Genomic DNA, 26,505 nt, shown 5'->3' on the forward strand with positions numbered 1-26,505 from the left:
TACCTAAGGGGTTCACGGCTATTGTCGTCTTGGTCCTGCGTATTCGGCACCCTGAATTTCACATAAATCCCTTCTATTTAACAAACAATGATAAGGATAAGCGTACAGAATCAGAATGGAAGGGAGTATGATTGGATTGAACCAACGTACAGGGAGAAAGCTCTCCGTTATCGTTATGCTTATAACGGTACTGCTGGCGGGAACTGCCGCGGACAAGCCTGACAAGAAAGTAGCCATAGTTATCGATGATTTCGGCAATGGAATGAAAGGCACGGAGGAAATGATGAAGCTGTCCATTCCGTTTACTGCTGCGGTAATGCCTTTTATGCCGACAACCAAGCAAGATGCAGAGGCTGCGTTCAAGCGGGGGCTGGATGTCATTGTTCATATGCCCATGGAGCCTAACCGGGGGAAAAAGGAATGGCTGGGGCCAGGCGCGATTACGACAGACCTGAGTGATGCGGAAATTCGCAAGCGGACGGAAGCCGCGATTGATGATGTTCCGCACGCCTCGGGAATGAATAACCATATGGGCTCAAAGGTCACCGCAGACGAACGGATTATGCGCATTGTACTGACCGTAATCAAGGAGCGGGGACTCTTTTTCCTGGATAGCCGCACGACACACAAATCAGTGATTCCTGATGTTGCTGCCGAACTGGATGTTCCACTGATAACCAACCATATCTTTTTTGATGATGTGTATACGACAAGCCACATCTCCGGGCAGATGGCAAAACTGAAGAAAAAGCTGGCCGATCTTACCGCAGTCGTAGCGATTGGGCATGTCGGCCCTCCAGGGCTAAAAACATCTGCCGTAATCCGTGATTCCATCGGGGAAATTTCCAGGCAGGCACAATTCGTAAGGGTCAGCGAACTGCTTCCGTCATCCGCCCACGAGAATCAAATACTTCCGTAAGCCTGTTGCGATCGCTCGTGCTACTTCTGTTTGTCCTTTTGTGCTGGTGAGCATTGCCCTATCCTGCGGATTGCTGATAAAGCCCATTTCGATGATGACGGCCGGAATTTCAACCCGCCGCAGCAAATAAAACGGCTTCCCGGGCTGGGGGAGTCTGTCTGAATGCTGCTGGTCATTCAGTGCTTCCTGAATCAGGGAAGCCAGCAATGCGCTGCCGCCATCCTCCTGGTGCAGCACGAGCGGCCCTTGCTTGCTGCTGCTTCGCGCCCAGTTTACATGCAGACTCACCATCACTTGCAAATTGATTTCTCGTGATAACTGAAGACGCTGCGACAAATCCCGCAAATGTCTGGAGCGGACGCCATGCCAGCGATTGTCATCACTTAGGGCATAATCCCCGGTACGGTTCATTGCAGTCAGGATTCCCTGTGAATTCAATTGCAAATATAGCTGCTTTGCAACAGCCAGGTTAATGTCTTTTTCCAGCACTTCCTTATAACTCGTACCGCCGTCAATCCCGCCATGACCTACATCAATCAACACTTGTGCTACCGGAAGCTGTTGCTGACCGAAATGAGGGGTATGGCTGGATTGTGCTGCGGCATGGTGGCTTACTCCAGACATAAACAAGCTGACAACAAGCAAAAACATTCTTGCAAAACGGCCAGTTTTTGAATGTATTTGTGCCATACGGATTAATCTCCCCTATATATCGCATTTTCTTAGCTTATCGTGCTCAAACTTGCCGAACTCATGCATTATGTTTCCGGCTCAAAAGGTACTTTTTGCTGCCAGCCGGTCCTACCGCATGGACAGGGCATGATTTGGCGATACTAAAGACAAGGAACGAGGCTGAATATTCGGCAAACGACGAGGAGGGGTTGGCAGATGGCTAATGGAACGGAGTGGGTCAAATTTATGACTGAGCGGGTTGTCGATTATATTGAAACCCCAAGGGAGCAAAGGAAACAAACCCGGCTGGAGGCGAAAGCGGCGAGAGAGCCGTGGCTCATAAGATGGTTCGGACTTGCTCCGCTCGGGCTGAAAGTATGGTGGCATGGTCGGAAGAACAAAACGTTGGAATAAAGCTATTCAGACCAAAAAGCATAGCAATCCGTGCTTCATCAATTACGCAAGCAAATATTAAACCCCTGCCATCCCTGGCAGGGGCAATCTGTGATGCTAACCTATAGCTTGTAAAAGTTTCCGTATTTAATAAGGGAAGTATAAGGGATATAGCGAAGTCCATTCTGTTCCACACCGATGTAAAGCAGATCCTTATCCCACTGATGATAGCTGCTGACTGCCCAGACATATCGCATGGCCGAGTCCCATGGCTCTGAAGTAAATACAAGCCTTTCACGATGGTCCAAACGCTTGATCAGCAGTTGCTGCGAATGCTCCAGCGGAGATTTGGTCAGCCAAGGAAAACTTTCATAGGCATCGAATTCCGGCACATACTGGCTTTGTGAAATGGCAAAGGCGGCCTGGCTGATATTGGAGGCAAATACTTCTTCAGAATCCGTTTCGACGTACGGGAGCTGATCTGTATAGGGGAGCTGCTCCGCCGTTTTGCCGTCCATGTAGCAGGTTGTGCCGCTTGCGGCAATCTGAACCTTCCACACGGCATGAAGCGGGCTTAAATAGACAGTTTCTGCTGTGAAATTGGCATTTTCGGTTCGGCTGTCTTGCTGCTCATGAGACCGAATAGAAGGAATGATTTCAAGCTGCACCAGTGAATGGTACAGCGTCTTATAGGAATACAACGGTTCATCTCCGAGTCCGTATTCTCCCAGCTGGAAACCGCCCTCCGGCCGTGCATTGACGACCATGTAGCCAACAATTTTGCCGTTAAGGTTGAAGTTCACCAGCCAGCCATGCGTTCCCGGGCCAAGAGCGGAGATTTCTGCTTCTGCGGATTTCCAGTTCTGAAAAGGCTCCTGCTTAGCAATTTCATGCTGCCAAACTGTTACTTGTGTTTCCAGCTCTGCCGTGACAGAGGGGGGATTGGATGCTGCTTTGGTATGGCTGCCTTGGACAACAGTGATGCTGGTAAACAGCAGTACAGCAGCCGCCAGATAAGAAACCCATTTTTTTTTCATATTTCCAAGTCTCCTTCGACAATATATCAGCCTCCAGCAAAATCTGCTTAGGGAGGCCTTATATGTGTGGTATGCGAATTTGCTGCACGGCCGACACGTGGGTGGCAGGCAGTGCGGACATACGCTTGTCCAATCCAGGCATTCCTTATGGAACTGGAATACAAGACTACAGTCATTGTAACGGACCAGACCTGTGAAGGGTGTTGGAACGTGTCGCGGCTAATATCCGCGGCACGTTCTATTTTTGGCGTCAGGATGCGAACTCCGTCTTATTGCGGCTAGCCGATACCGGCCAGATGGAAGATTCCGCAGTTTATGGCGGATGCCGTCACGCGGGGCCGGAACTGCCAGTCAATTTCTCCCTTGCGGCTGTCATATTGGGATTGAATCGCTTCCTTCTGCTCCTCTGCTGCAGAAGACAGCAGCTTGTCGTAATAGTGACGCACAATTCCCTGTTCTTCCTCAAGCCGCTTTTGGGCTTCCTCAGCCCACTCGTAGCTCTGTGCCTTCAGCTTGCGTTCAAGTGCAGCCTCTACTGTCTGAACCGCCTTTTTCAAACTAATTCCCGCAGGTGCGATATGTACATTCGCCGGAAGACGGGGGGTCATTTTTAGTGAATTCAGCTGTTGATGGAACTGTTCTACACAGTTGCCGGTAGCCATGGACACGCCGAAGGAGTATAGCTCCTCACGCTTTCTGTCACATTGAAACTCCACCTTGACATTGATGCCCAGCCAGGGCGTATAAGGCGTTGAGTCGAACGGATTGCGCGAGCGGGAATCCGGCTCCTGGAATAAGTACACATAGCTGCCCTGGTCTTGAGCGGCTGCGAACAACTGCTTGAGACGTTTGGAGCCGAAGTGGACATCGTCACGGGGAATCCGGTTCATGGCCAGCACCTGTGTAGGCACAATGCCATACGAGCGGGCGAGCGCCTGGTTCACCTGATTGTTCATCTGGCCAGCAGTTTGGGCAGTTGCAGCAGGTGCTGTTGTTGTCGTTTGGGATGGTTCGCTGCCCGGGTCCTGATTTGCCTGTGCGTCATATTTTTCTTTATCCGTGACGAATAAAAAAGACATCGTCTCCGGCTCTGCGCCTGTCCGGTCGACAAAGCTCCAATAATACGGCCGGTTTGTCAAAATGCGGTCCGCTTCGGGAGACAGCTTGACAGTAAAGTGGGCAGGGGATTTCTCAATCACATGGCAGTTTGTCGCCTCCAAATACTGCTGAAGATAACGATGTACCTGCTTTTGGTTCATGGCCTTACCTCCACTTCATGGCTGACGCGGTTAAGGAAGGCGCCGATCTCCGCCTGGGATTTTTGTTTGGATGAAGGCGATTTTGCCTTGGGATTGCGCAGCTGTCCGATTGTATTGCCAAGCTCGTCGATGCGGTTTTTCAGCTCTGAATCCCCTGAGGCTTCCAGCATCATTTTGGCAATCTGCTTCTCCAGAGGCGCCTCTTTCTCCTCAAAGCGCTCCAGAATATGATCCAGCTCGCCGATTACGAGCTCGAACAAATTAATTTTCTCGTGCAGCAGATTGACGATATATTCCTCGATTGTGCCCATTGTGCACAGATTATAGATTTTGACATCCTCAGTTTGTCCAAGCCGATGTACACGTCCGATCCGCTGCTCAACCCGCATCGGGTTCCATGGCAGGTCAAAGTTGATCATATGGTGGCAAAACTGCAGGTTAATTCCTTCACCGCCTGCTTCTGTGGCAATTAGAACCTGTGCGCGCCCGCGGAAAAGATCCATCATCCAATCCTTTTTGCCGCGGTTCATTCCGCCCCGGTAAGGAACGGCAACCAGATCATGGCTGCGGAAAAATTGCAGCAAATATTCCTGGGTTGCCCGGTATTCGGTGAACAGGATGACTTTCTCATTCATCTGCCGGATCAGTTCCAGTGCCTTTTCTGCCTTGGTATTTGATGTAATCTGCTTAATCGTATCGACAAGCTCCCATATTTTCGGCCGCAGAGGGGAGTCCTCAGCAGTTTTTTTGAACAGGTTGACCAGTGTCAGAAATACTGCATCCCGGCTGCTGCATACCTCGCGCTGAAGCGTCACCAGCGACAGCATGCTGGTCAAGTCTCCGCCACTGCGGTCATACTGCTCCTTTACGAAGCCGGTTACACCGTTATAGAGAGCCATTTCCTCGGGGGACAGCGCGATCGGGATATTTTTGACAATCCGCTTTGTGAAATGGATTCCGCCATCGCCACGGCGGTTGCGGATCATGACAGTAGAGAGCGCCTCATGAAGCTGCTCCTCGTTTTTAGGCATCCGTTTGTCGACGACAAAATTGGCCGCAAACTCGCTTTGACCGCCAAGCTGTCCTGGTTTAAGCAGATTTATGAGATTGTACAGTTCGTCCAGATTGTTCTGGACCGGAGTCGCCGTAAGCAGCAGACAATATTTTTTTCGCAGCTGCGTTACAAACTGATAGTTGGTCGTTTTTTTATTTTTGAGCTTATGTGCTTCATCAATAATCAGCAAATCGAAATCGCTGTTGAGCAGCAGATCGCGGTGGGGATCGCGTTTGGCGGTATCAATGGAAGCCACAACCACATCATAATGCCACATATGCGCTTTTTTTTGCGCTACGGCAGCAATGCCAAACTTTTGATTCAGTTCACGAACCCACTGCAGCACGAGAGAGGCCGGTACAAGAATCAGAGCTTTGCGCACAAGCCCGCGCACCATATATTCTTTCAACACAAGGCCCGCCTCAATTGTTTTCCCGAGCCCTACCTCATCTGCGAGAATGGCGCGTCCGCCCATTTCATGAACGACCTTGCCCGCTGTAGACAATTGATGGGGCATAGGCTCCAATTCAGGAAGCGTACGCAGGCATTGCATTTCATCAAAACTGCCGATTGCCTCGGCCTCTTGAGCCTCCACAGCGAGCTTATACAGTGTCCAGTCATCCCACGGGCCGTTTTTGGACAAGCGGGCCTGCAGCTCATCCTGCCATGAGCGGTCAAATTGGAACTCTACAAGCGGATGAAGTTTTGTTCCGGATGAAGCTGAAGATGATGACCCGGAAGCTGTGCCTGTTGCCGGGTTTGGGGTACTGTTCATATTGTCAGCCATACATGGCTCCTTTCCAGTACAAGGAATCAGATAGACTTAGTATGGCCTTAAAGGGCTGTAATCATAAGGGGAGTGAAAAAATAGGATCAAATAATCAAACGCCGGAAACAGAACACCAGAAAAACGTTTAGTGGCGCACGAGGTTGGACAGCCGACGTGTGACCGGCACCGCGCGCCGGGAAGAAGGGGAGGGGCAATAATGAAGGAAATAAAAAAAAGCGCGCCTCAGGGGCGCGCGTTGTGACAATCATTTAAATATGGGTAATAGAAAAAAGGCAAATAAAAAAACCTGCCTGATCAGGTTCATTGTTCAATAATTGCGATATAATGGTCGGGACGACACGATTTGAACATGCGACCCCCTGGTCCCAAACCAGGTGCTCTACCAAGCTGAGCTACGTCCCGAAAATGGTGCCGTCGAGAGGACTTGAACCCCCAACCTACTGATTACAAGTCAGTTGCTCTACCAGTTGAGCTACAACGGCGTACCATGATTGTGCTTCAGAGGAAATTGTTTCTCCCGGGCACAAAAAGAATTATGCCATAAAAATTATACTTGCGCAATAGTTTTTTGAAAAAAAATTTTTATGGCCGGATTGCTGTCCGCCATAAGGCAAAAACAGACATCCGGCCATGCATGAAAAGAGGAAATTAGAGAAGTTGCTTGATGTCACTCTCCAGAGAGGCTGGCTCTGTTCTTGCTCCAAATCGTTTGGCCACATGTCCTTCACGGTCCACAAGGAATTTGGCAAAGTTCCATTCAATATCCCCATCCTGATAAGGGGCAGGCGTATGCTCCAGCAGATATGCATATAACGGATGAATATTTTCGCCCTTCACATCAACTTTTGCAAACAACGGGAACGTAACCTTGTAATTCAGCTCGCAGAATTGCTTGATTTCTTCCTCGGTACCAGGCTCTTGCCCGGCAAACTGGTTGCAAGGAAAACCCAGGACAACAAGTCCCTGATCGCCATAGGCTTCATACAACTGTTGAAGACCGGCGTAGTGTGGGGTCAAGCCGCAGGCGCTTGCCGTGTTAACGATGAGCAGAACTTTTCCTTCGTAAGCCTCCAGGTTCGTCTCGGTGCCATCAATTGTGCGTACATGAATGTTGTAAATAGACATCGTCTTTTTCCTCCAGTATCATGAATTTAAGCTAAAAACCTCCAGCCTAAATAAAGCTGGAGGTGTATTGATTTCATGACAGACTGCTGCTACAATAGAAAAGGTCGCTAAAATAGAAAATAGTGACACAATTATCATTTCTTACTTTTTATTATAAGTGCTATTTCATCTCCTGTCAATACGTGCAGCATGTTTCTGAGATGGTTTTTATTATAAGGATAAAAAAAAGGAGAGCGATCACCGATGAGTATTTCTGAAGAAAAATGGCAGCAGGAACAGGAACGGGTCAGCTCTGTTATTGAGAAAATCCGCAAGGAAACGGCGATGCTGGAAGAACGAACAAGCGGGGTGCGTTCAGATGTTGTGGATATCCGTAAGCGCTTTTGGGATGAGGTCACAATTAACTTAAGCAATTCAGAGGATCTGATTGAAACCTACTTCAGCATGAAGCAGCAGGCAGATATCATGAATGAGAGGGAGCGCAGTCACCGTCATGCCAATGCAACGCTGAACAAGTATAAGCGGCTTATCCAGACCCCTTACTTTGGACGAATTGATTTTCGCGAGGAGGGGGAGCAAAAGGCCGAATGTATCTATCTTGGCATTGCTTCTTTCATTGAAGAAGACGGGGAGGATTTTCTGATATACGACTGGCGGGCTCCAATTTCCAGTCTTTATTACGATTTCGGTCCTGGCGCTGCGCAATATGAGACGCCCTCCGGCCAGATTAGCGGAGAGATGGAGCTCAAGCGGCAATTTGTCATAAGGGACGGCGAGATTCGCTTCCTGTTTGATACCGGAATCACAATCGGTGACGAGCTGCTGCAGCAGGCGCTGAGCCGGACGGCAGATGCCCAGATGCGGAGCATTGTCGCCACCATACAGCGGGAACAGAACCAGGTAATTCGCAATGAGAAGGCAAGAATGCTGGTTGTCCAGGGGGCTGCCGGCAGCGGCAAAACATCGGCTGCATTGCAGCGTGTCGCTTATTTGCTCTACAAGCACCGGGATACGCTTAAGGCTGACCAAATGGTGCTGTTTTCGCCAAATCCGCTGTTTAACAGCTATGTTTCCACCGTCCTTCCTGAGCTCGGTGAGGAGAACATGGTGCAGACGACATTCCAGGAATATCTGGAGAGCCGGCTTGGCAGCCAGTTTTCGGTGGAGGACCCGTTTGACCAGATCGAATATGTGCTGACGCAGGAGCGGGCTCCGGGATATGAAGTCCGGTTGCAGGGCATTCGCTATAAATCCTCCGCAGCTTTTCTTCATCTGCTTCAGCGTTATGCCGGGCAGCTTGGCTCAGAAGGCATGAGGTTCAAGCCGATCCGGTTTAGAGAATCCATCGTGATTTCTGCGGAGCGGCTGACAGAGCAATTTTATGCTCTGGACCGCGGCATCCGTTTGCCAAACCGGATTGAACTGCTGAAGGAATGGATGCTGCAGGAAGTCCGCTCATTTGAGAAGCTGCAGCTTAAGGAGCAATGGGTAGAGGAAGAGATGGAGCTGTTGACCGAAGAGGACTATCAGCGTGCCTATCAGCGTCTGCGAAAAACAAACCGCAATACCGATGAAACCTTCAATGATCTGGATCAGGAGAAAATGATTTTGGCCCGCAGCATTGTGCAGCAGCGGCTGGCTTCAGCCCGCAAGTGGATTAAATCGCTGAGGTTTGTTGATGTGAAGGCGATGTACAGCCAGTTGTTCCTTCAGAATGGATTGGCCGCCTCGTTAATGTTGTCCGGAGAAGAGCTTCCAGAGGCTTGGGGTGAAATCTCGGCACAAACAGCGGAAATGCTGAAGGAGGGCAGCCTGTCCTATGAGGATGCCACGCCGTTCTTGTACTTAACCGAGCTGCTCAACGGGTTCCGCATGAACACGCATGTGCGTCACGTCGTAATTGATGAAGCCCAGGATTACTCGGCATTCCAGCTTGAATTTATGAAGCATCTGTTCCCGCGGAGCAGAATGACGGCGCTTGGCGATTTCAACCAGTCCATTTATGCCCATACCTCTGTTCTCGGCAATTTGCAGCCGGCGGCCGACTTGTTTGGGGAGGAACAGACCGAGGTGGTTCGTCTGGCCCGCAGCTACCGTTCAACGAAGGAGATTGTTGAATTTACAAAAGGCATGGTGGACGGCAAGGAGATCGTTGCTTTCGACAGAAGCGGAGAACTGCCGCGTGTTGCGGTTGTGAATAAAAAAGAATTGCATGACAGACTGTATCAGGAAATCCGGCAGCTTCAGAGCGAGGGCTATGAATCGATCGGTCTGATCTGCAAGACCGCTGCGGAAAGTCTTGTGGCTTACGAGGATCTCAAGGAACGGCTGTCACTGCAATTAATTAAAAAAGGTACGGCTTCATTTGCCAAAGGCGCCCAGGTAATTCCTGCTTATCTGGCCAAGGGGGTTGAGTTTGACGCCGTTATTTTGTATGACGGTTCGGAGGGCAGCTACGCCAGGGAGAGCGAACGGAAGCTGTTTTATACGGCCTGTACCCGGGCGATGCATGCGCTGCGGATTTTCACGACAGGGGTGCCAAGTCCGTTTATTACCTCCCAGCCTGCAGAGCGCTATATGATTGAGAGTTGATTCGCGAGTCCGGTTGAGCTTGTCCTTCTCCATGGTTTAAAATAGACAGATAGAGCAAAGGAGAGGGTAACGGATGAATTGGAAGCATTTCACGGCCGGTCTTATGATCTCGGCTGTGCTTTTGTCCGGATGTACCGCAGGTGCACCGGCAAACAACAATATAAAGAATACCAATCATGACCAGCAGACAGACGGACAGGGGGGGAACTCCAGTCAACAACCGCCTGAGTCTGGCGGCACTGGAGGAAAGTTCCCGCCTTCCGCTTCGGAGGGAACAATCGATGGCATTGACTTCAGCATTGGCGATTTGACCGGAGATGTCATCCGGGATTGGGGAGAGCCCGAGAACATGGACTACTGGGAAGGCGGGCTGTATTTCTCTTATCCCCATATTGTACTGTTCACAGATGCGCGCAAGGACAGCAGCGACCAGCTTATTGACGGGACGATTCAACAGATGGGCTTCCGGGAAGGGACGGAGCTGTTCGGAGCCAAGGTAGGGCAGACCTTCGAGGAAATTGCAGCAGTGCTCGGGGACGGCTATACCATCCATTCTCCAGAGGATAACAGCCACAATGAGTTCTATGCAGATACGTGGTCGATAGAGTATGAAATCGGCAGCTACTTGCTGGTGTTTAGCGGGGAAGAGGAGAAGGGGGCCACAGATGCGGCCTACTATATGCGCAAATGATCATTCTCATTGCGTATTTGCTGGTGCTGAACATCACGGCACTGCTGCTGATGCACACAGATAAACAGCTCGCCCGGCGCCGCGCAAGACGCATACCGGAAAGACGGCTGTTTGGTACAGCCGCTCTTGGAGGTGCTGCAGGAATCTGGCTGGGTATGCAGTTGTGGAGGCATAAGACCAAGCATTCTTCCTTTGTCATTGGCATTCCGCTGCTTCTAATTGTGAATGCCGCCGCTGTATGGGCAGTTGTACGGCTTTTGAATGACGGATGGTGAATGTTGTTTCTCACTTTGGGTTCCGTCCTGGTCCAATCGATCAGCTTCACTCGCGTTCTGTCCGGCCTGGAGTGTCTGCAATACCCGCCTGAATTTCCGGTTTGGACTGGGATGCGCCGGATGTGTAGCTGCGCCTGAACTCGGCCGGCGATATGCCGTGCTTCCTGCGGAAAATACGGAAAAAGTAGGAGTAGCTGCCGAAGCCGCAGGTCTCGGCGATTTGCTCCAGCGTCATGGAGCTGTATTTCATCCGCTCTTCTGCCACGGACAGCCTTATCTCCAGCGCGTATTCGATAATTGTCTTGCCCACATGCTCCTTGAACAGGTGGGAGGCTCGCGATACACTGAGCTGGACATGCTCCGCCAGATCTTCGATGCGCATGGAGGAGGTGGCGTGTTCCTCAATATAGGCCTTCATACGTGAAGCGATGAAAGGACGACCCTGCTGCGAGGATTGTTCATCAATCTTCCGGTCGATGCTCAGGCATAGGCTGCGCAGCATGTAATCGGTCAGCTCCGGACGTTCTCCGCCAACTCCCCGTCTCTCCAAAATGAGGTTCCGCCATAGCGACAAGAGCCTGTCCTCGGGATCGATCCGAATAAGCTGGGGGCGCTTGCGCCTCCGCCACCAGTCGTCAATCCAGCTGCCGTGGCAGGCCAGATAATAATCGCTGCTGGATATGATGCGTCCCCGCTGGGGATGATCGAAGGGCAGGATCGATAATTGATACGGGTCTTCCGGGGCGTACAGCAGCAGGTCGCCCCCGGTAATCTCGCGCATTTCCCCATTGACAAGCGCGGTAGCGCGTCCCTCGGTTTGCAGCCGGAACAGGTAGCCCGGCCGGTTTGACTCATAGATGTTGGAGAAGGGTTGTGTATGATGTGAAAAACCGCACATCAGCAATCCGGCTTCCATGCTTGTCACCCGCTCCTTTCTGTAAGGTTACCATTTTGACAGCAGAATTGTTCATGTAATAACGATATACTGCATTGCGGTATGGACGCAAGTTTTTTTATAATGAAATAGAAATGAAGATTCCCCGGGCGGATTCGCCGCAGCCGGGAATTATTCCGCAGCATGCACACATCAGATAACTTACTACAAACCTTGGGAGGCTATATGCTATGGGAGCTTTAAAAATTGGCTTACAGCTTTATACCGTTCGCGATAACACAGAGAAAGATTTTGAAGGAACATTAAGAGCAGTAGCTGCCATGGGCTACGAAGGTGTAGAGTTCGCCGGGTACGGCGGAATTAGCGCAGAAGAAATGAAAGCGCTGCTAACGGAGCTCAATCTGACTGCAATCGGGAGCCATATCAGCCTGGAGCAGCTTGAGAATAATTTGGAGGGCGAGATTGAATATTTGAAAACAATCGGCGCCCGCTATGGCGTGCTGCCTTATTTGCAGGAAAAAGACCGCGGAAGCGATGAGAAGTGGCTTGCGCTGATTGAGAAGCTGGACCGGTTCGGCGAAGCGTTCCGCCAGAATGGCCTGATCTTCGGTTATCACAATCATGAGTTCGAATTTACTGACAAACTGGATGGCGGTTATGTATTCGACGCGATCTATGAGAAGGTTGCGCCTGAGCGCCTGCAAGTTGAAATGGACATCGGCTGGGTACAATACTCCGGACTTGATCCGCTGGCTTATATCGCCAAGTACAAGGGCAGACTGCCGCTTCTGCATCTTAAGGATTACCGCAAAGGCGAGCCGGGCGAGCAGATCGACACCGTTGAATTGGGACAGGGCGACCTTGACCTGCCGAGCATTATCGCATCTGCCGAGAAGGCGGATGTGGAATGGATCATTGTCGAGCAGGACCGCTGCGCCAATCCTTCACTGGAAGCTGTCAAGACGAGCAAGCAATGGCTGAACGAAAATTATAAGGGCTAAAGGGGAGTTATATATGAGCAAAATTAGAGTCGCAGTAATCGGATGCGGAGCGATCTCGCAAAGACGCCACATCCCGGAGTACAAAGGCAATGAACATGTTGAACTCGTTGCTTTCTGTGATCCGAACCTGGCTCGTGCCGAGCAGTGTGCAGAGCCGTTTGGCGCCAAAGCCTATGCGGATTACAAGGTTATGCTTGAAGAAGTAAAGCCGGATGCGGTTAGTGTTTGCACACCAAACGCAACCCATGCCCAAATCTCCATCGACGCAGCCAAGGCTGGCGCTCATGTGCTTGTAGAGAAGCCGATGGCATCCACTGACGAGGAAGCGGCGCAAATGATTAAAGCGGCAGAGGAGAACGGCGTCTACCTGATGGTTGGGCATAACCAGCGTCTGATGCCTCCACATGTCAAGGCCAAAGAACTGCTGCAATCGGGCAAGCTTGGACGCGTGCTGTCCTTCCGCACTTCTTTTGGCCATCCGGGGCCAGAGGGCTGGAGCGTAGACGGACAATCGAGCTGGTTCTTCCGCAAGGAAGAAGCGATCATGGGAGCAATGGGTGATCTGGGTGTCCATAAGGCTGATCTGATCCGCTGGTTGCTGGATGATGAGGTTGCTGTTGTCGGCGGGTTGATCTCGACGATCGACAAGAAGACGGATGTTGACGACAATGCAGTCTGCATTTTGCAAATGAAGAGCGGAGCAATTGGGTCACTCGTTGCAAGCTGGACATATTACAAAGGCGAGGACAACAGCACTGTGTTGTGGTGCGAGAACGGGGTGCTGAAAATTGGGACGGACCCTGTAGACCAAGTCGTTCTGGAACTGCGCAACGGCTCGGTTGAGCGTCATCAGGTAGGGGCAATTGCTACTAATGAAAGACAGACAACCAGTGGTGTGATCGATGCTTTCGTGAACAGCATCGTGACGAAAACTCCGCCGGCTATTTCCGGTGAGGAAGGCCGCCGCTCTCTGGAAGTCATTCTGGCTGCTTTTGAATCCAAAGCTACAGGGAAAATGATCTCTCTGTAAACCGGGATTCTGATAACTACCGTAAGCCTGCACCGGCGTATTCCCTGAATAGGAATCGCGGTGCAGGCTTTTTGCTGCATTTTTTTGTAGCTCAGCCCTGGGGCTACAGGAAATTCCCCAGAATGCCGGGCGTATATCATTTCAGATTGCATGTACTACCATTTTGAACCCCCGGAGGAGTTTTTGCCATTGTCGCCCCAAGAACTTCCACCTGAGGAATTTTTGTTGTTGCCGCCGCCCCATGAGCTGCCCCCGGAAGAATTGCCCCCATTGCCTGAGCGGTTTCTTCTCTGTTCGGCTGCCATCCGCTCCATTGCGAGTGCGGCCTGGTAGTCGCTTTCCATGCTTTGAATAATCGCTGTGACAGCTGCGATCCGCTCCATGGCTTCCTTATAATTCCCCTCGTTGAATAACTGCTCGCTTGAATTGCGAAGTTCCAGATATCTCTTGTTATAGAGTGACAGATTGATCCGGTTGCTTCCGCGCCGCTTGACCGACTCATATTTGGCATGGGCATCGGCCAAGCCGTTAGCCGCCTGTGCCTTCCAATGAACAGCCTGGTTCACCTCTTCAACAAAGGTTGATGTCTGTTGATTCAACTGCTGAACAGCCTGCTCCACCTCTTCAAGATTCACCTTGCCGGATGCAGTCAGGCGAAGGATCTGCTCGTGCAGGGAATGGATATGTCCGCTGAGTTCCGTCCAGGCAGGACGATAGGGGATATTTTCCTTGCGGATTAGTACTTCACTTTGCTGGAATTGTTCCCGCCAGGAAGCTGCCTGTTTTTTGGCAGTATCTGCTCTCATATCCAGTGAGGACAATCCGGAGCGGCATTGGACCGTCAGTTCATCAGCGTCACGGACTTCTGACAAGAGCTGCTCTAATCTCTCGTGGGCGGCATCGAATTGCTGTTCCGTATCCTCGCATAGACGTGCTGCCATGGAAACCCGCTGAGGAACTTCTTTCACAAATAAAATCATGCGCTGGAACTGCTCTTCGAGCTCCCGCCAATGATTATCCGTATATTTAAGCTTGGCGGCGCTGAACAGCTCAAGAATCTTGCTGATTTCCTGCTCATAGGACAGCTGTTTGGACGCGATATATCCGATCTGTTCTCTAGTCAGACGTTTTAGCTCGCCTTGCCTCACTGTTATAGCCAGCGCTTCCTCCAGTAACGTGCGGCACTTGTCTGCCAGCTGGCCGGTCTGGCGCATCTCACCGTCTTTAAGTTGGATAATCAGTTGTTCGTTAAACTCCTGGGCCTGGTCGATCAGCTTGTCCGGACGAAGCCGGGACATGGCAAGCTGAATTCCATGTTCATGCGTTAATGCATCCAGCCGCTGTCTTAAGGCTGCTGCGTCGGAAGGAAGTTTCCGGTACCCTTCCTCATAGGAGCGGATGCTCCCGACATCCTCCAGCAGTCTGCCGGAGTCATTCTTGGAATCCGTCACTTCTTCGCAGGCGGCGATTGGATCGAATACTCTCAGCTTATCCAGTGCATCCCGCTCTTCCTCCAGTTCATGGAGCGTCTTGTGCAGTGCTGAAAGGGGGTAACCTGTACCTGATACCGCCTGGCTCAAATCGGTACGGCATTGTTGCAGCAGCTCGGTCAGCCTGCCTATCCGCTGTTTAATTGTGCTGTCCGCTTCTTTCAGCCGCCCGATTTCCTGTTGGCAATGATTGATTCGGGCTTCAATTTCATCCAGCCCCTGCTTGAGCTGCTGCTCGGCTGCACGTAACGCCCTTACTTTATGAGCGGCAATCTCCCTGCCGGCTGTGTCTTTGTTTAACTGGTCCAGAAGCACCAATTGCTCGGCCAGAATCCGTTCTGCAGCAGCAGCAAGCTTCTCGCTTTCTCCTTGTAAAAAACCGGTGAACGGCTTAAGCTCGTCAGTCTCGCGGGGGATACGTGCCATCAGTTCCCCGACCCGTTGTACCTGGGCTTCAAGGTTGTTCTTAGCCTTCCTTCCACGTGCGATGGCCTGGATGCCTATTATGAGTGCGATGAATGCCGTGCAGGCTGCTCCTGCAATGGCAATGGTTGTTGCAGAAGGCCCGCCGGAAGCAGTGCCGCCCTTAGCGCCCGGGGATTTCAGCTTGTCCGCGGCCTCAATTGTGGCGAGAGCGCCCCGGGCAAAATCGCCTTCCTGTGCAGCAGGAATAAAATGACGGTTAATAAACTCCGTAATCGGCGGTTCCTGATTCCCGTTGCGGTCATAGTCTGCGGGCAGGGCAGCAAATGCTGCATCAAGAGCTTTATTCCTGTAATTTATTTCAACCGCACGCTCTTCTTTGGCAATGAGCAGCAGCACATCGTTCCCGGTGAGCCGCCAGTCCTTGTAGACCTGTGAAGCGTAATCCTCCGGCAATGCTCCTTCCAGGCTGTCAACGGTGAGAATATAAAAGGCATACGGACCCTTTTCGGCCTGTTGGCTGAGCTTTTGAATCTCATTTGCCGGAAACAGTGCTGCCTGGTCTACAACATGCCCGGACTTCCCGGGGATTGCTGCTGCGGTAAGTTGAGGCAGCGCGAGGACAAGCAGCATTAGCAGGATAACGATTTTTTTCAATGGTGAAGCCTCCTCCGGCAAAGTTGCATAATGAATATTGCAAACTTTTAATAGATACGTTTAACATACCTGCTGCGTTCCCAAAAATCAAATGCCCGGGATATTCGGGAGCATGCAGGAAATAAATAAAAGGTTCGCGAACTTTACGTAATCAAACACATATTTTTTGCCTGCGTGCAATAGACTGCTTCATTCCCTGTTCCGTCAGATAAAAGCATAGAAGACTGGGCTGTTGCTGTAAATCTCTGAGGAGAGCGCCAGAAAGACAAAGAAGCAAGCATTCGGGAGAAATGAGGAGGATGACATGGAGAAAATAGCCGTGCTATCGGATATTCACGGAAATATGCCTGCCCTTGATGCAGTAACGAGGGATCTGGAGCAACGCGGAATCCGCCAGCTGATTTGCCTGGGCGATCTGGTGGGAAAGGGGCCGGATTCGGATACGTCCGTGGACCGCATTCGTGCGCTCTGCCAGACTGTCATCCGCGGAAACTGGGATGATTTTATATCGAACCCCACTGACAATCAAACGCTGGAATGGCATCAACGCAAGCTGGGAGAAGAACGGATGAATTATTTGAAGTCGCTCCCGTTCTCCGTAGAATTTTACATGAGCGGCAGATTAATCCGGCTGTTTCATGCTTCCCCGCGAAGTGTTTACGAACGTATTCAGCCCTGGGATAGTGTGGATGCCAGAATATCGCTATTTGAGGCTTCGGAGCATACGAGCGGCAGCCTGCAGGCGGACGTGGCAGGGTACGGAGATATTCATAATGCCTACATGCAGCATTTTACCGGCAAAACCCTATTTAATGTGGGCAGTGTAGGCAATCCGCTGGAAATTCCGCAGGCTTCCTACGCCATTCTGGAGGGGGAGCGTGATTCCGAAGCTGCCGCCCCGTTCAGCATTCAGCTTGTACGTGTGCCTTACGATAACGAAAGGGCGGTCCAGGATGCCGTAGATGCCGGAATGCCGGATTTGGACAACTACATTCGGGAAATCCGGACAGCGAAGTACCGGGGGCTGAAAGATTGAGTATGGGCGAAAGAACGGGACAAATTTAAACTCCATGTAAATTTGTGTTAATAAAATTAACATTAATTTGATACTGTCATGATAAATGTGGATGTAAAGTTCCACGATTCATAGTATAATTAGGGAAACATCGCTAATAACCTGACGAAATCTCACACAAACCTCACAAATTCGACATCAAGCTTCAAAGCCTGTCCCCTCCACTTCAGACAGGCTTTGAAATTTTTATCACCACACTTTTTAATCCTACATTTACACCTGTTTCACATACTCTGGTCCAGGGGGTGCTGCTTGGATGACAGATGCGCCGTTAGCTGGTTTGTCCAGGACGGATCTATATCTTTTTAATGAAGGAAGTTTGTACCACAGCTATCATACGTTTGGCGCGCATATCATGGAAGCAGGAGGTAAAAAAGGGGTGCGTTTTGCACTCTGGGCACCTCAAGCACGTTCTGTCGGGGTAGCGGGAAGCTTTAACGGATGGAACGGTCAATCTCACCCGATGGAGCCGATTGGCACAACCGGGGTATGGTGGACCTTTATTGAGCATATCGGTGAAGGTGAGCTGTATAAATACGAGATTGAAACCTTGTCGGGAGTCCGCCTGCTCAAGGCAGATCCGTTCGCTTTTCATGCGGAACGCAGGCCGGGAACTTCCTCTGTTACAGCTTCCCTCAAGTGTTACCAGTGGCGTGATGCCGCATGGATGCAGGGCAGGCCGCAGCGCAATATTTACAGTAAACCGCTGCTTATTTACGAGGTTCATCTTGGCTCCTGGAGAATTAAGGGGGAAGAAGACTTCTATTCCTACGATGAGCTGGCAGATCATCTGGCAAGTTATGCGCAGCAAATGGGCTACACCCATATTGAGCTGATGCCGATAACTGAGCACCCGCTTGACGCCTCATGGGGGTATCAGGCGACAGGCTATTTTGCGGCAACAAGCCGTTATGGAGATCCTGCGGGGCTGATGCGGTTTGTGGACCGGTGCCATCAGGCGGGCCTGGGCGTTATTCTGGACTGGGTGCCTGGACACTTTTGCAAGGACGATCACGGACTTCGGGAATTTGACGGTACGCCGCTGTATGAAGGGGCGGATTGGAAGCGCGCCGAGAAGCCGCTGTGGGGGACACTGGCATTCGATTTCGGCAGGGCGGAGGTACAAAGCTTTCTGTTGTCCAGCGCGATCTTCTGGATGGAAATGTTCCATCTTGACGGTCTGCGCGTTGATGCGGTCGCGAGCATGATTGATCTTCACTTTGATAAGCCGGAATCGATGTTCACTTTCAATGAATATGGCGGCAAGGACAATTTGGCGGCATTGCATTTTTTGAAGAAGCTGAATGAGGTCGTATTTCACTATTATCCCGATGCTCTGATGATAGCCGAGGATTCATCCTCATGGCCTGGGGTCAGCGCTCCGACCTATGCGGGGGGATTGGGTTTTAATTTCAAATGGAATATGGGCTGGATGAATGACATGCTGCGCTATATGGCCCTTCATCCGGCAGACAGACGCCATCATCACCACCTGATCACCTTTTCTTTGGTATATGCCTTTAATGAAAATTTTGTACTGCCGCTTTCTCATGATGAGGTTGTCCACGGCAAGCGGTCGCTCCTGAATAAAATGTCAGGCACCTATGAGGAAAAATTTGCCCAACTCCGGCTGTTTTTTGGCTATTGGATGACGCATCCCGGCAAAAAGCTGCTGTTTATGGGCGGCGAATGGGGGCAATTTGACGAATGGAAGGACCGGGAGCAGCTGGACTGGATGCTGCATGACTATGAGCTGCACCGGAGCCTGCATCTGTATTCGCAAGCACTCAACCGGTTTTACGCCAGCGAGCCTTCCTTGTGGGAGCTGGACTGCAAGCCGGAAGGGTTCGAATGGATTGACGTTCATAACGCGGAGCAGTCCGTCATTGCCTTCATCCGGCGTGCAAGGCAAAACGGAGACTTCCTGATCATTTTGTGCAATTTCTCCGCATACCCGATTGATTTGTACCGTTTTGGCGTACCGCAGGGAGGCAGTTACCGGATTGTTTTTCGCAGTGATGAGAGCGGCCTCGGCTTGCAGCAAGGCTGCGGCACCTGCTGTACGGCAGCAGAACCAGGCTGGCATGGCCGTCATTTTAGCGTTACCCTGCAACTTCCCCCGTTTGGTTTTATCATACTGAAGCCTGAGGCGGGGAGCTTACCTCATTAAGGAGTGGTATCCATGGTACGGAAAGAAATGATCGCAATGCTGCTGGCCGGTGGTGAGGGGAAAAGACTGGGCGTGCTGACTAAGGATTTGGCGAAGCCCGCCGTTCATTTTGGCGGTAAATACCGGATTATAGACTTTACATTAAGCAATTGCGCTCATTCAGGCATTGATACCGTGGGGGTGCTGACCCAATACCAGCCGCTTGTACTGAACCAGTATCTGGGCATTGGAAGCCCGTGGGGATTGGACCGGCGGGACGGAGGGATGGCCGTGCTTCCGCCGTACGTCAAGTCCAAAGGCGGTACCTGGTACAAAGGGACAGCGAATGCGATTTATCAAAACATGGGCTTTATCGACCGCTACGACCCGGAATATGTCCTGATTATATCCGGTGACCATATTTATAAAATGGATTACGATCTGATGCTCCAACATCATAAAAAACAGGGAGCGGATGTCACAATTGCCGTGTTTGAGGTGCCTTGGAAAGATGCTAGCCGGTTCGGCATCATGAATGTGGATGACGAGGACAGGATTGTACAGTTTGAGGAAAAACCCCAAACACCAGCCAGTAATCTAGCTTCTATGGGCGTCTATATTTTCTCATGGCATGTGCTTCAGCAATATCTGATCCGTGATGAGGCTTCCAAGTTGTCGAGCAATGATTTCGGCAAGGACATCATACCGGCGATGCTCGCTGACGGCAAGAAGCTGTGTGCATATGCGTTTAACGGGTACTGGAAGGATGTCGGGACAATTGAAAGTCTATGGGAGGCCAATATGGATCTGTTGGAGGAGCATCCGCAGCTTGATTTGTATGACCGTGACTGGCGCATCTATTCCGTCAATCCAAACCGTCCTGCCCATTACGTATCGGGCGACGCCGAAGTTACTGCATCTCTCGTGTCGGAAGGCTGCTTCATAGAAGGTATCGTCGACAGATCGGTCTTGTTCTATGGTGTGGAGGCGGCGCCGGGCACACTCATCAGTGAATCGGTGGTGATGCCGGGAGCAAAGATCGGCAGAGGGGCCCAAATATTCCGGGCGATCGTAGGAGAGGGCGCACATATTGGGGATAATGTAACGATCGGCTCACCGGATGGCAGCGAGATTACAGTCGTCGCCAGCGATGAGTATATATCGTCCAATCAGACGCTGATGGGGGTGGAGTAGATGAAGCGTGATCAAATTCTCGGCGTCATCAATCTGATTCACGAGCCGGATGAGCTAGAGGCGCTTACAGCGGGCAGGTGTCCGGCTACTGTCCCGTTCGGCGCCCGCTATCGGCTTATTGATTTTACATTATCCAGTATGGTGAACTCCGGTATTTCCAAGGTGGCGGTATTTGCCCACACCAAGTACCGTTCCCTGATGGACCATCTCGGATCGGGAAGGCATTGGGACTTGCATCATCGCCAGAACGGCTTGTTTGTGCTACCTCCCATTGCAGATGATATGAGCGACCTGCGGAAGGGAGATTTATATCAATTTTTCCAACACCGGGATTACTTCATGCGCTCCCAGGCTGAATTTGTCGTCATCACCCGCAGCCACATGATTTGCAATATTGATTTTAATCGCGTCGTCAGATCACATATCGCAAGCGGGGCGGACATTACAGCGATTTGCAGCCGGGCCGGGGAAGGGCTCCCGGGAAGGGCACGCAAAGTTAAAATGGATGAGTCCGGCCGGATCATTGCGATGCAGGATCATTACGGCCGATTGAAGAGCGATCTGATCTCGATGGAGATGTACGTGATGAAAAAGGAGCTGCTGCTGGAACTGGTGGAGACCTCGCTTGCTGAAGGCCAGGATCATCTCGTCCGCCATGCCATCATGGGCAGGCTGGATAAGCTGGAAGTGCGGGGATACGTATATGAGGGGTATCTGGGTGTAATTAATACGGTTGCCAGCTATTATGCCAACAGCATGAATTTGCTCGACCCGGCGGTTTGGCGGGAGTTGTTCTTCACACCTGGTCCGATCTACACGAAAGTCAAAGATGAGCCTCCGGCGTCGTATATGGAAGGAGCCAAGAGCATCAATTCGCTGATTGCCAATGGTTGTGTCGTCGAAGGGACCGTCATCAACAGTATTTTGTTCCGGGGTGTGCATGTTAACAAGGGGGCAGTTATCCGCAATAGTATCATTATGCAAAACGGAGAGATCGGCATCGGCAGCGCGGTCGACCATGTCATTCTGGACAAGGAAGTGCATATTGAGGCCGGGCGGGATATTCGCGGTGTCCATGATTCTCCGTTTATCGCAGTCAAGCGAAAGGTGATTTGAGCGGAGATGAACATATTGTTTGTCGTATCAGAAGCCGTCCCTCTGGTTAAAAGCGGCGGGCTGGGGGAGTTCGCAGGCTCCTTGCCCAAGTCGCTGGGTCCCCTGGGAGCGAATGTTCGGGTCATGCTGCCCGGCCATCGTGAAATCGCAGCGGTTCACCGCCGCGCCTTCCAGGAGGTCATGCAGGGCAGGGTGGAGATCGGCGGCGTGCCGCATCCTTGGCGTTTGCTGGAGGCGGATGTAGAAGGCATTCACTATTATTTGATCGAGAATGCGTATTATTTTGGCAGCTCAACGCTTTACGGCTATGGGGATGAGACGGAGCGCTATATCTTTTTCTGTCTGGTTGTACTAGAGGTGCTCCCGGGCCTGCAGTTCGCTCCGGATATTATCCATTGCCATGACTGGCAGACTGCGCTGCTTCCTGTGTTGATGAGAAATTCAAGGCAATCCGGGAGCCGTGAGCGGACTATGCCTTCCATATTGACCATTCATAATATGCACTATCAGGGCAGGGATGAGAAGGGGCAGTTCAGGCAATGGCTGGGCGGCAAATACGATGAGGCCTGGTCGCAGACTGGTCAGCTGCATACAGGCGGTGATACGGCTGCAAAAAATGATGAAACCGTGAGCTGCCTGGAGCTGGGACTGGTAGCCGCGAGCCGGGTGACGACCGTCAGCCCGTCATATGCTGCAGAAATCCGGGGGGAGCCGGGAGGGGCAGGCTTGTCTCCTGTCATTCTCACGCGTCAGGATGAGGTGCTGGGCATCTGCAACGGCATAGATACGGCATATTATGATTCGATGCAGGATCATGAAATTGTATTTCCTTACAAGTCCTGGGCGGGCAAGAGAGCGAACAAGCTTGCTCTTCAGCGGAGGCTTGGGCTGCGGGAAGACGGCGCTGCACCGTTGTTTGCAATCGTGTCCCGTCTGGTACGGCAAAAAGGTCTGGATCTGATTATTGCACAGCTCTCTCAGCTGCTCTCTCTCGGCATTCAGCTTGCCGTTATCGGTTCAGGAGAGGATTACTATCAAAATTTCTTTCGGAGTGCTGCGGTGCAGCATCCTGAATCGCTGTCCGTACATACGGTCTTTGATGATCGTCTTGCAAAGCAAATTTATGCGGGTTCGGATTTTCTGCTGATGCCTTCGCTGTACGAGCCGTGCGGGATCAGCCAACTGATCGCGCTTCAATTCCGCACGGTTCCGGTCGTCCGGCTTACCGGAGGGTTGAAGGATACAATTCGGCCCTATAACCCGGAGACCGGGCAAGGCAACGGATTTGGATTTGAAGATTACCATCCGGGTCAGCTGCTTGCTGCGGTCGGGCAGGCGCTTGAAGTCTATCATGATGCCAGGCATTGGGCTGCCTTGCAACATTCCATCGCAGCCGGGGACTACGGCTGGGGAAACTCGGCCATGGCATATATGCATCTTTACAAGGAACTGTGGTCTTCTTCTGAAAATCAGGATAGTTAGCGGCACGACTCGCAAGTGATTCATCAACTTTATACAGCTAAGAAGGGAGAAAAGGAAAATGGCCCGTCATCTGGTAGTCGGTAACGGAAAACTGCTGGTCAATCTGGATAATCACAGCTATATCCGGGATATTTATTTCCCTTATGTCGGACAGTTGAATCATGTCGGGGGGCAGCGCTGCCGGGTCGGCGTGTGGGTAGAAGGAAGCTTCTCCTGGCTGGATGAACCGCAGTGGGAGTTCAAGCTGGATTACATTGAGGATTCGCTCGTGACGAATGTTACAGCTACCCACAGGCAGCTTGAACTGGAACTGCAAATAAATGAAGGCATACATCAGCGGGAACATATCTTTATCAAGCGGGTGGTCGTCCGCAATCTGGCTGAGTATGACCGTGAAATCCGTTTGTTTTTCCATCAGGATTTGATGATTGACGGTACCGAGGTTGGCGACACGGCTGCTTATTATCCGCAGAACCGTACGCTGTTTCACTATAAGCGTTCCTCTTACTTCATGTTCAACGGCTGTTCCGAGGAGGGCGGAATCTATCAATATTCTACAGGAATCAAAAGATTCGGCTCTGCGGAGGGTACATGGCGCGATGCTGAGGACGGCGTGCTGATGGGCAATGCGATTGCCCAAGGCTCTGTAGACAGCGTCATCAGCCTTCGTGCCATAACAGGTGCCGGCAGCGATCAGACCTTCTATTACTGGATGTCGATAGGCAGCAATTTGTCCGAAGTCAAGGAACTGAACAAATATGTTCAGGAGAGCAACCCGGAGAAACTGCTCAGCCGCATCGTCATTTACTGGAACCACTGGCTGAAGCGGGCCGGGTCGGATTTTGGCGACCTGCCGGAAGAAGTGGTGCGGGCCTATAAGCAAAGCCTGCTGCTTGTCCGCACGCAAATTGATGAGCGCGGCGCTATACTGGCTGCCAATGATACCGATATTTTGCAGTACAACCGGGATCATTACAGCTATATGTGGCCGCGCGACGGGGCGCTCATTGCGGATGCCATGTCCATGGCGGGCTACCAGAGCGTGATTGCTCCGTTTTTTCATTTTTGCGCAGACACGCTGTCCCCGGAGGGGTATCTGTATCACAAGTACAATCCGGATGGAACGGTAGGGTCGAGCTGGCATCCCTATATCGTTCAGGGAGCCGAACGTCTTCCGCTGCAGGAGGATGAGACAGCGCTGGTGCTGTATGCGCTGTGGAAGGACTATATCCGGCATCAGGTGATTGAACTGCCGCAGTCGCTGCACAGTAATCTGATCCGCAAGGCGGCTCACTTTCTTAGTGAGTATATCGAGCCGTCACTGGGTCTGCCGAAGCCAAGCTATGACTTGTGGGAGGAGCGTTACGGCATCTGGACATATACGGTAGCGTCTGTATATGGCGGTTTGATGGCGGCTTCATTCTTTACCGATTTATTCGGGGACTATGAGCGCAGTGACCGGTACCGGAGAACGGCAGACATGGTCAAGGATGCCATGCTGGAGCATTTGTGGGATGAGGAACATGGCCGGTTTGCCCGCGGCCTGATCTGCAAGGACGGAAAATGGGTAAAGGATATGACTTTGGAAAGCAGCCTCTTCGGAATATGGGAGTTCGGCGTGCTGCCTGTCCAGGACAGCAGAGTCATCCGGACGATTGCGGCGATCAGGCAGGGGCTGGCTGTCCGTACCGATGTCGGCGGGATCGCCAGATATACCAATGACTATTATTTTCAGCAGTCCGGAGATATTGAACGGGTCCCGGGTAATCCGTGGATTATTTGCACATTATGGGTTGCGGCCTTCGAGATTGATTCAGCAAAGAAGCTGGAGGATCTGGATGCGCCGCGCAACACGCTGAAGTGGGTGCTTCGGCATGCGCTCCCAAGCGGAGTGCTGCCGGAGCAGCTCAGCCCGCATGATGGTTCCCCGTTATCTGTTGCACCGCTCACCTGGTCACATGCCACCTATGTACAATGTGTCTGCAAGTATACGCAGAAATATAAGTCGCTTACCGGAAGCCAGGCATAGGCCGGTTCAAGTTGAACAATCAGAGAGCCGCGGCTCAATTGCTCTAATCAAGAAGGCTGCCCCCTATGTGGTGACAGCCTTCTGCTGGTAAGCATGTATCCCTTGAACCTGGCAGGTATGCTCGTTATGCCTGACGGCAACCGGCTGCATCCATCATGGACGACGACAGCCGGTTACACCGAATGGGGGAAACGCTGCTCCTAGTAGAGGCCGCAGCCTTTCAAGATGATAACCAACAGGATGAACAGAACGAGGATAGCACCAGTGCTTGTAAAGGCACCGCCGACACCTGGTCCGTAACCACAGCCGACTCCGCCAACTCCGCCAACTCCGCCAACATTATATCCCATTTTGTAATACCTCCTGAATGGTAGTTGTGATGCTGCTGATCACATACCCAATATATGTAGGGGGGAGCAAAATGTTATGGACAGTTGTACCATTCTGCAGGAAAAAAATCTTACCTTGGGAAAACATTTGCCCCGGGCTGGAGCGGCCTCATTCGGGTAAAGGGATGTGCAGCGGCAAATTGGCGAATATTCTTAATCCGGGATTCGGTCTTCACCTGACAGCCGTTGCCGATCTGCAGCAATGAGGATGCGCCTATGCCAAGGGCATGTATGCTGCCAACTGTAATGTTCGGATTGTGATTTACAGTGTATAAATCCACATAGGCATCATCGGTCTGCTGGCGGAAGAACGGATAGTCGCATGCATCGGGCAGTTCACGGGAAAAGATTGGATAGGATTCAAAGTAAACATTATCTTCTTTGCCATGGTCAGTCTCGCGCTGAACCGCGAGCGCCCGCAGTACAGGGGTATAATCCGAGTGATCACCCAACTGCACAATACCGGAGAGGGAGACGTTCGTGACATCTATTTTTTTTACACAAGAGGTTCTGGAGCCGCACTGCTGCATTTAATCTCCCTGCCCTTCGGTGGTCTCGCCTTCTGCCCCTGCTGCGTTCTCGGGAGGTGCGAGCGGGACGAGCGGCCCGACAATGACTGATTCCGGCGGTGTGTCGAACATGGAATACAGGGTTATGCATTCGGTATCCCCAATCTGAAGAAGGGATGAGCTGGACACCCCAAGCACTTGGATATTGCCTACAGACAAGCAATGGTTTTCAATGTGGACTTTCATCATTACATACCCC

General features: G+C 51.5%; 23 protein-coding genes and 2 tRNA genes. 13 read left to right on the plus strand and 12 right to left on the minus strand.

Features of this window, described 5'->3' with window-relative positions:
* Positions 1 to 127 precede the first annotated feature (127 nt).
* Positions 128 to 919, plus strand: a complete 792-nt coding sequence (locus tag H583_RS0107690; RefSeq protein ID WP_028559960.1) for a divergent polysaccharide deacetylase family protein — start codon at positions 128 to 130, stop codon at positions 917 to 919.
* Here the strand turns inward: H583_RS0107690 and H583_RS0107695 are convergent.
* Positions 887 to 1,609: an N-acetylmuramoyl-L-alanine amidase family protein gene (locus H583_RS0107695; protein WP_245585873.1), complete on the minus strand. Its 723-nt coding sequence runs from the start codon at positions 1,607 to 1,609 to the stop codon at positions 887 to 889. The two genes, H583_RS0107690 and H583_RS0107695, sit on opposite strands and share 33 nt — an antisense overlap.
* 198 nt (positions 1,610 to 1,807) lie before the next feature.
* On the opposite strand from H583_RS0107695, the gene H583_RS0107700 reads away from it, so the two are divergent.
* Positions 1,808 to 2,005: a YqzE family protein gene (locus H583_RS0107700; protein ID WP_028559962.1), complete on the plus strand. Its 198-nt coding sequence runs from the start codon at positions 1,808 to 1,810 to the stop codon at positions 2,003 to 2,005.
* Positions 2,006 to 2,106: 101 nt separating this feature from the next.
* Here H583_RS0107700 and H583_RS0107705 read toward each other — a convergent pair whose 3' ends face one another.
* The 6 genes from H583_RS0107705 to H583_RS0107730 form a co-directional block, all read right to left on the minus strand.
* The gene (locus H583_RS0107705; RefSeq protein WP_028559963.1) at positions 2,107 to 3,021 is read right to left on the minus strand and encodes a hypothetical protein; all 915 of its coding nucleotides are present in this window, start codon (positions 3,019 to 3,021) and stop codon (positions 2,107 to 2,109) included.
* Positions 3,022 to 3,299: 278 nt separating this feature from the next.
* On the minus strand, positions 3,300 to 4,280 hold the full coding sequence (locus H583_RS0107710; RefSeq protein WP_028559964.1) for a YqhG family protein: 981 nt from the start codon (positions 4,278 to 4,280) through the stop codon (positions 3,300 to 3,302).
* Entirely contained in the window at positions 4,277 to 6,121 is a 1,845-nt protein-coding gene (locus H583_RS32230) for a DEAD/DEAH box helicase (RefSeq protein WP_081667046.1), read from the minus strand. The genes H583_RS0107710 and H583_RS32230 overlap by 4 nt, the downstream gene beginning before the upstream one ends.
* 328 nt (positions 6,122 to 6,449) lie before the next feature.
* Positions 6,450 to 6,526 (minus strand) — tRNA-Pro (locus tag H583_RS0107720).
* A gap of 4 nt (positions 6,527 to 6,530) precedes the next feature.
* Positions 6,531 to 6,606, minus strand: a tRNA-Thr gene (locus tag H583_RS0107725).
* A gap of 166 nt (positions 6,607 to 6,772) precedes the next feature.
* Positions 6,773 to 7,249, minus strand: a complete 477-nt coding sequence (locus H583_RS0107730) for a glutathione peroxidase (RefSeq protein ID WP_028559965.1) — start codon at positions 7,247 to 7,249, stop codon at positions 6,773 to 6,775.
* Positions 7,250 to 7,492: 243 nt separating this feature from the next.
* On the opposite strand from H583_RS0107730, the gene helD reads away from it, so the two are divergent.
* The 3 genes from helD (at position 7,493) to H583_RS0107745 (ending at position 10,807) form a co-directional block, all read left to right on the plus strand.
* Positions 7,493 to 9,841, plus strand: coding sequence for an RNA polymerase recycling motor HelD (gene helD, locus H583_RS0107735; protein WP_028559966.1), 2,349 nt, complete (start codon positions 7,493 to 7,495; stop codon positions 9,839 to 9,841).
* Between the two features lie 73 nt (positions 9,842 to 9,914).
* Positions 9,915 to 10,532, plus strand: a complete 618-nt coding sequence (locus H583_RS0107740; RefSeq protein WP_028559967.1) for a DUF4309 domain-containing protein — start codon at positions 9,915 to 9,917, stop codon at positions 10,530 to 10,532.
* Complete coding sequence (locus H583_RS0107745; RefSeq protein ID WP_028559968.1) at positions 10,529 to 10,807, plus strand: DUF1294 domain-containing protein; 279 nt, start codon at positions 10,529 to 10,531, stop codon at positions 10,805 to 10,807. Before H583_RS0107740 ends, H583_RS0107745 begins: the two co-directional genes overlap by 4 nt.
* Before the next feature lie 46 nt (positions 10,808 to 10,853).
* Here H583_RS0107745 and H583_RS32235 read toward each other — a convergent pair whose 3' ends face one another.
* Positions 10,854 to 11,723, minus strand: coding sequence for a helix-turn-helix domain-containing protein (locus tag H583_RS32235; RefSeq protein WP_081667047.1), 870 nt, complete (start codon positions 11,721 to 11,723; stop codon positions 10,854 to 10,856).
* 209 nt (positions 11,724 to 11,932) lie between these two features.
* On the opposite strand from H583_RS32235, the gene H583_RS0107755 reads away from it, so the two are divergent.
* Together H583_RS0107755 and H583_RS0107760 are read left to right on the plus strand one after the other, a co-directional pair.
* The gene (locus tag H583_RS0107755; protein ID WP_028559969.1) at positions 11,933 to 12,703 is read left to right on the plus strand and encodes a sugar phosphate isomerase/epimerase family protein; all 771 of its coding nucleotides are present in this window, start codon (positions 11,933 to 11,935) and stop codon (positions 12,701 to 12,703) included.
* 13 nt (positions 12,704 to 12,716) lie between these two features.
* Complete coding sequence (locus H583_RS0107760) at positions 12,717 to 13,733, plus strand: Gfo/Idh/MocA family protein (RefSeq protein WP_028559970.1); 1,017 nt, start codon at positions 12,717 to 12,719, stop codon at positions 13,731 to 13,733.
* 155 nt (positions 13,734 to 13,888) lie between these two features.
* On the opposite strand, the gene H583_RS35190 is transcribed toward H583_RS0107760, so the two are convergent.
* Positions 13,889 to 16,303, minus strand: coding sequence for a septation ring formation regulator EzrA (locus H583_RS35190; RefSeq protein ID WP_028559971.1), 2,415 nt, complete (start codon positions 16,301 to 16,303; stop codon positions 13,889 to 13,891).
* Between the two features lie 304 nt (positions 16,304 to 16,607).
* Between H583_RS35190 and H583_RS0107770 the strand changes: the two genes are divergently transcribed.
* From H583_RS0107770 to H583_RS0107795, 6 genes are all read left to right on the plus strand, one after another.
* Entirely contained in the window at positions 16,608 to 17,339 is a 732-nt protein-coding gene (locus H583_RS0107770; protein ID WP_028559972.1) for a metallophosphoesterase family protein, read from the plus strand.
* A 295-nt stretch (positions 17,340 to 17,634) separates the two neighbouring features.
* Complete coding sequence (glgB, locus tag H583_RS0107775; RefSeq protein ID WP_051236154.1) at positions 17,635 to 19,548, plus strand: 1,4-alpha-glucan branching protein GlgB; 1,914 nt, start codon at positions 17,635 to 17,637, stop codon at positions 19,546 to 19,548.
* Positions 19,549 to 19,560: 12 nt separating this feature from the next.
* On the plus strand, positions 19,561 to 20,721 hold the full coding sequence (locus H583_RS0107780) for a glucose-1-phosphate adenylyltransferase (RefSeq protein ID WP_028559974.1): 1,161 nt from the start codon (positions 19,561 to 19,563) through the stop codon (positions 20,719 to 20,721).
* Entirely contained in the window at positions 20,722 to 21,837 is a 1,116-nt protein-coding gene (gene glgD / locus H583_RS0107785; protein ID WP_051236156.1) for a glucose-1-phosphate adenylyltransferase subunit GlgD, read from the plus strand. It begins immediately after the preceding gene.
* A gap of 6 nt (positions 21,838 to 21,843) precedes the next feature.
* On the plus strand, positions 21,844 to 23,319 hold the full coding sequence (locus H583_RS0107790) for a glycogen synthase (RefSeq protein ID WP_028559976.1): 1,476 nt from the start codon (positions 21,844 to 21,846) through the stop codon (positions 23,317 to 23,319).
* Positions 23,320 to 23,377: 58 nt separating this feature from the next.
* A complete protein-coding gene (locus tag H583_RS0107795) occupies positions 23,378 to 25,348 on the plus strand; it encodes a glycoside hydrolase family 15 protein (protein WP_028559977.1) in 1,971 nt (656 codons plus the stop codon).
* 200 nt (positions 25,349 to 25,548) lie between these two features.
* On the opposite strand, the gene H583_RS37145 is transcribed toward H583_RS0107795, so the two are convergent.
* The 3 genes from H583_RS37145 to H583_RS32250 form a co-directional block, all read right to left on the minus strand.
* Positions 25,549 to 25,698: a hypothetical protein gene (locus H583_RS37145; protein WP_169456470.1), complete on the minus strand. Its 150-nt coding sequence runs from the start codon at positions 25,696 to 25,698 to the stop codon at positions 25,549 to 25,551.
* A gap of 110 nt (positions 25,699 to 25,808) precedes the next feature.
* Positions 25,809 to 26,267, minus strand: a complete 459-nt coding sequence (locus tag H583_RS32245; RefSeq protein ID WP_051236158.1) for a spore germination protein GerPE — start codon at positions 26,265 to 26,267, stop codon at positions 25,809 to 25,811.
* Positions 26,268 to 26,492, minus strand: a complete 225-nt coding sequence (locus tag H583_RS32250; protein ID WP_036708874.1) for a spore gernimation protein GerPD — start codon at positions 26,490 to 26,492, stop codon at positions 26,268 to 26,270. It abuts the gene before it with no gap.
* Between the last annotated feature and the right edge of the window lie 13 nt (positions 26,493 to 26,505).

Source organism: Paenibacillus pinihumi DSM 23905 = JCM 16419 (assembly GCF_000422505.1).
Classification (GTDB): Bacteria; Bacillota; Bacilli; order Paenibacillales; family Paenibacillaceae; genus Paenibacillus_D; species Paenibacillus_D pinihumi.

What these genes read in the sequence shown, in the direction of transcription:
- H583_RS0107705 (WP_028559963.1), bottom strand. Translation starts at nt 3,021, where the DNA reads ATGAAAAAAAAATGGGTTTCTTATCTGGCGGCTGCTGTACTGCTGTTT.
- H583_RS32230 (WP_081667046.1), bottom strand. Translation starts at nt 6,121, where the DNA reads ATGGCTGACAATATGAACAGTACCCCAAACCCGGCAACAGGCACAGCT.
- glgD (WP_051236156.1), top strand. Translation starts at nt 20,722, where the DNA reads ATGAAGCGTGATCAAATTCTCGGCGTCATCAATCTGATTCACGAGCCG.
- H583_RS37145 (WP_169456470.1), bottom strand. Translation starts at nt 25,698, where the DNA reads ATGGGATATAATGTTGGCGGAGTTGGCGGAGTTGGCGGAGTCGGCTGT.
- H583_RS0107755 (WP_028559969.1), top strand. Translation starts at nt 11,933, where the DNA reads ATGGGAGCTTTAAAAATTGGCTTACAGCTTTATACCGTTCGCGATAAC.
- H583_RS0107695 (WP_245585873.1), bottom strand. Translation starts at nt 1,609, where the DNA reads ATGGCACAAATACATTCAAAAACTGGCCGTTTTGCAAGAATGTTTTTG.
- H583_RS0107700 (WP_028559962.1), top strand. Translation starts at nt 1,808, where the DNA reads ATGGCTAATGGAACGGAGTGGGTCAAATTTATGACTGAGCGGGTTGTC.
- H583_RS0107740 (WP_028559967.1), top strand. Translation starts at nt 9,915, where the DNA reads ATGAATTGGAAGCATTTCACGGCCGGTCTTATGATCTCGGCTGTGCTT.
- glgB (WP_051236154.1), top strand. Translation starts at nt 17,635, where the DNA reads ATGACAGATGCGCCGTTAGCTGGTTTGTCCAGGACGGATCTATATCTT.
- H583_RS0107710 (WP_028559964.1), bottom strand. Translation starts at nt 4,280, where the DNA reads ATGAACCAAAAGCAGGTACATCGTTATCTTCAGCAGTATTTGGAGGCG.
- H583_RS32245 (WP_051236158.1), bottom strand. Translation starts at nt 26,267, where the DNA reads ATGCAGCAGTGCGGCTCCAGAACCTCTTGTGTAAAAAAAATAGATGTC.
- H583_RS32235 (WP_081667047.1), bottom strand. Translation starts at nt 11,723, where the DNA reads ATGGAAGCCGGATTGCTGATGTGCGGTTTTTCACATCATACACAACCC.
- H583_RS0107770 (WP_028559972.1), top strand. Translation starts at nt 16,608, where the DNA reads ATGGAGAAAATAGCCGTGCTATCGGATATTCACGGAAATATGCCTGCC.
- H583_RS0107795 (WP_028559977.1), top strand. Translation starts at nt 23,378, where the DNA reads ATGGCCCGTCATCTGGTAGTCGGTAACGGAAAACTGCTGGTCAATCTG.
- H583_RS0107780 (WP_028559974.1), top strand. Translation starts at nt 19,561, where the DNA reads ATGGTACGGAAAGAAATGATCGCAATGCTGCTGGCCGGTGGTGAGGGG.
- H583_RS32250 (WP_036708874.1), bottom strand. Translation starts at nt 26,492, where the DNA reads ATGAAAGTCCACATTGAAAACCATTGCTTGTCTGTAGGCAATATCCAA.
- H583_RS0107730 (WP_028559965.1), bottom strand. Translation starts at nt 7,249, where the DNA reads ATGTCTATTTACAACATTCATGTACGCACAATTGATGGCACCGAGACG.
- H583_RS0107790 (WP_028559976.1), top strand. Translation starts at nt 21,844, where the DNA reads ATGAACATATTGTTTGTCGTATCAGAAGCCGTCCCTCTGGTTAAAAGC.
- H583_RS0107760 (WP_028559970.1), top strand. Translation starts at nt 12,717, where the DNA reads ATGAGCAAAATTAGAGTCGCAGTAATCGGATGCGGAGCGATCTCGCAA.
- H583_RS0107690 (WP_028559960.1), top strand. Translation starts at nt 128, where the DNA reads ATGATTGGATTGAACCAACGTACAGGGAGAAAGCTCTCCGTTATCGTT.
- H583_RS0107745 (WP_028559968.1), top strand. Translation starts at nt 10,529, where the DNA reads ATGATCATTCTCATTGCGTATTTGCTGGTGCTGAACATCACGGCACTG.
- helD (WP_028559966.1), top strand. Translation starts at nt 7,493, where the DNA reads ATGAGTATTTCTGAAGAAAAATGGCAGCAGGAACAGGAACGGGTCAGC.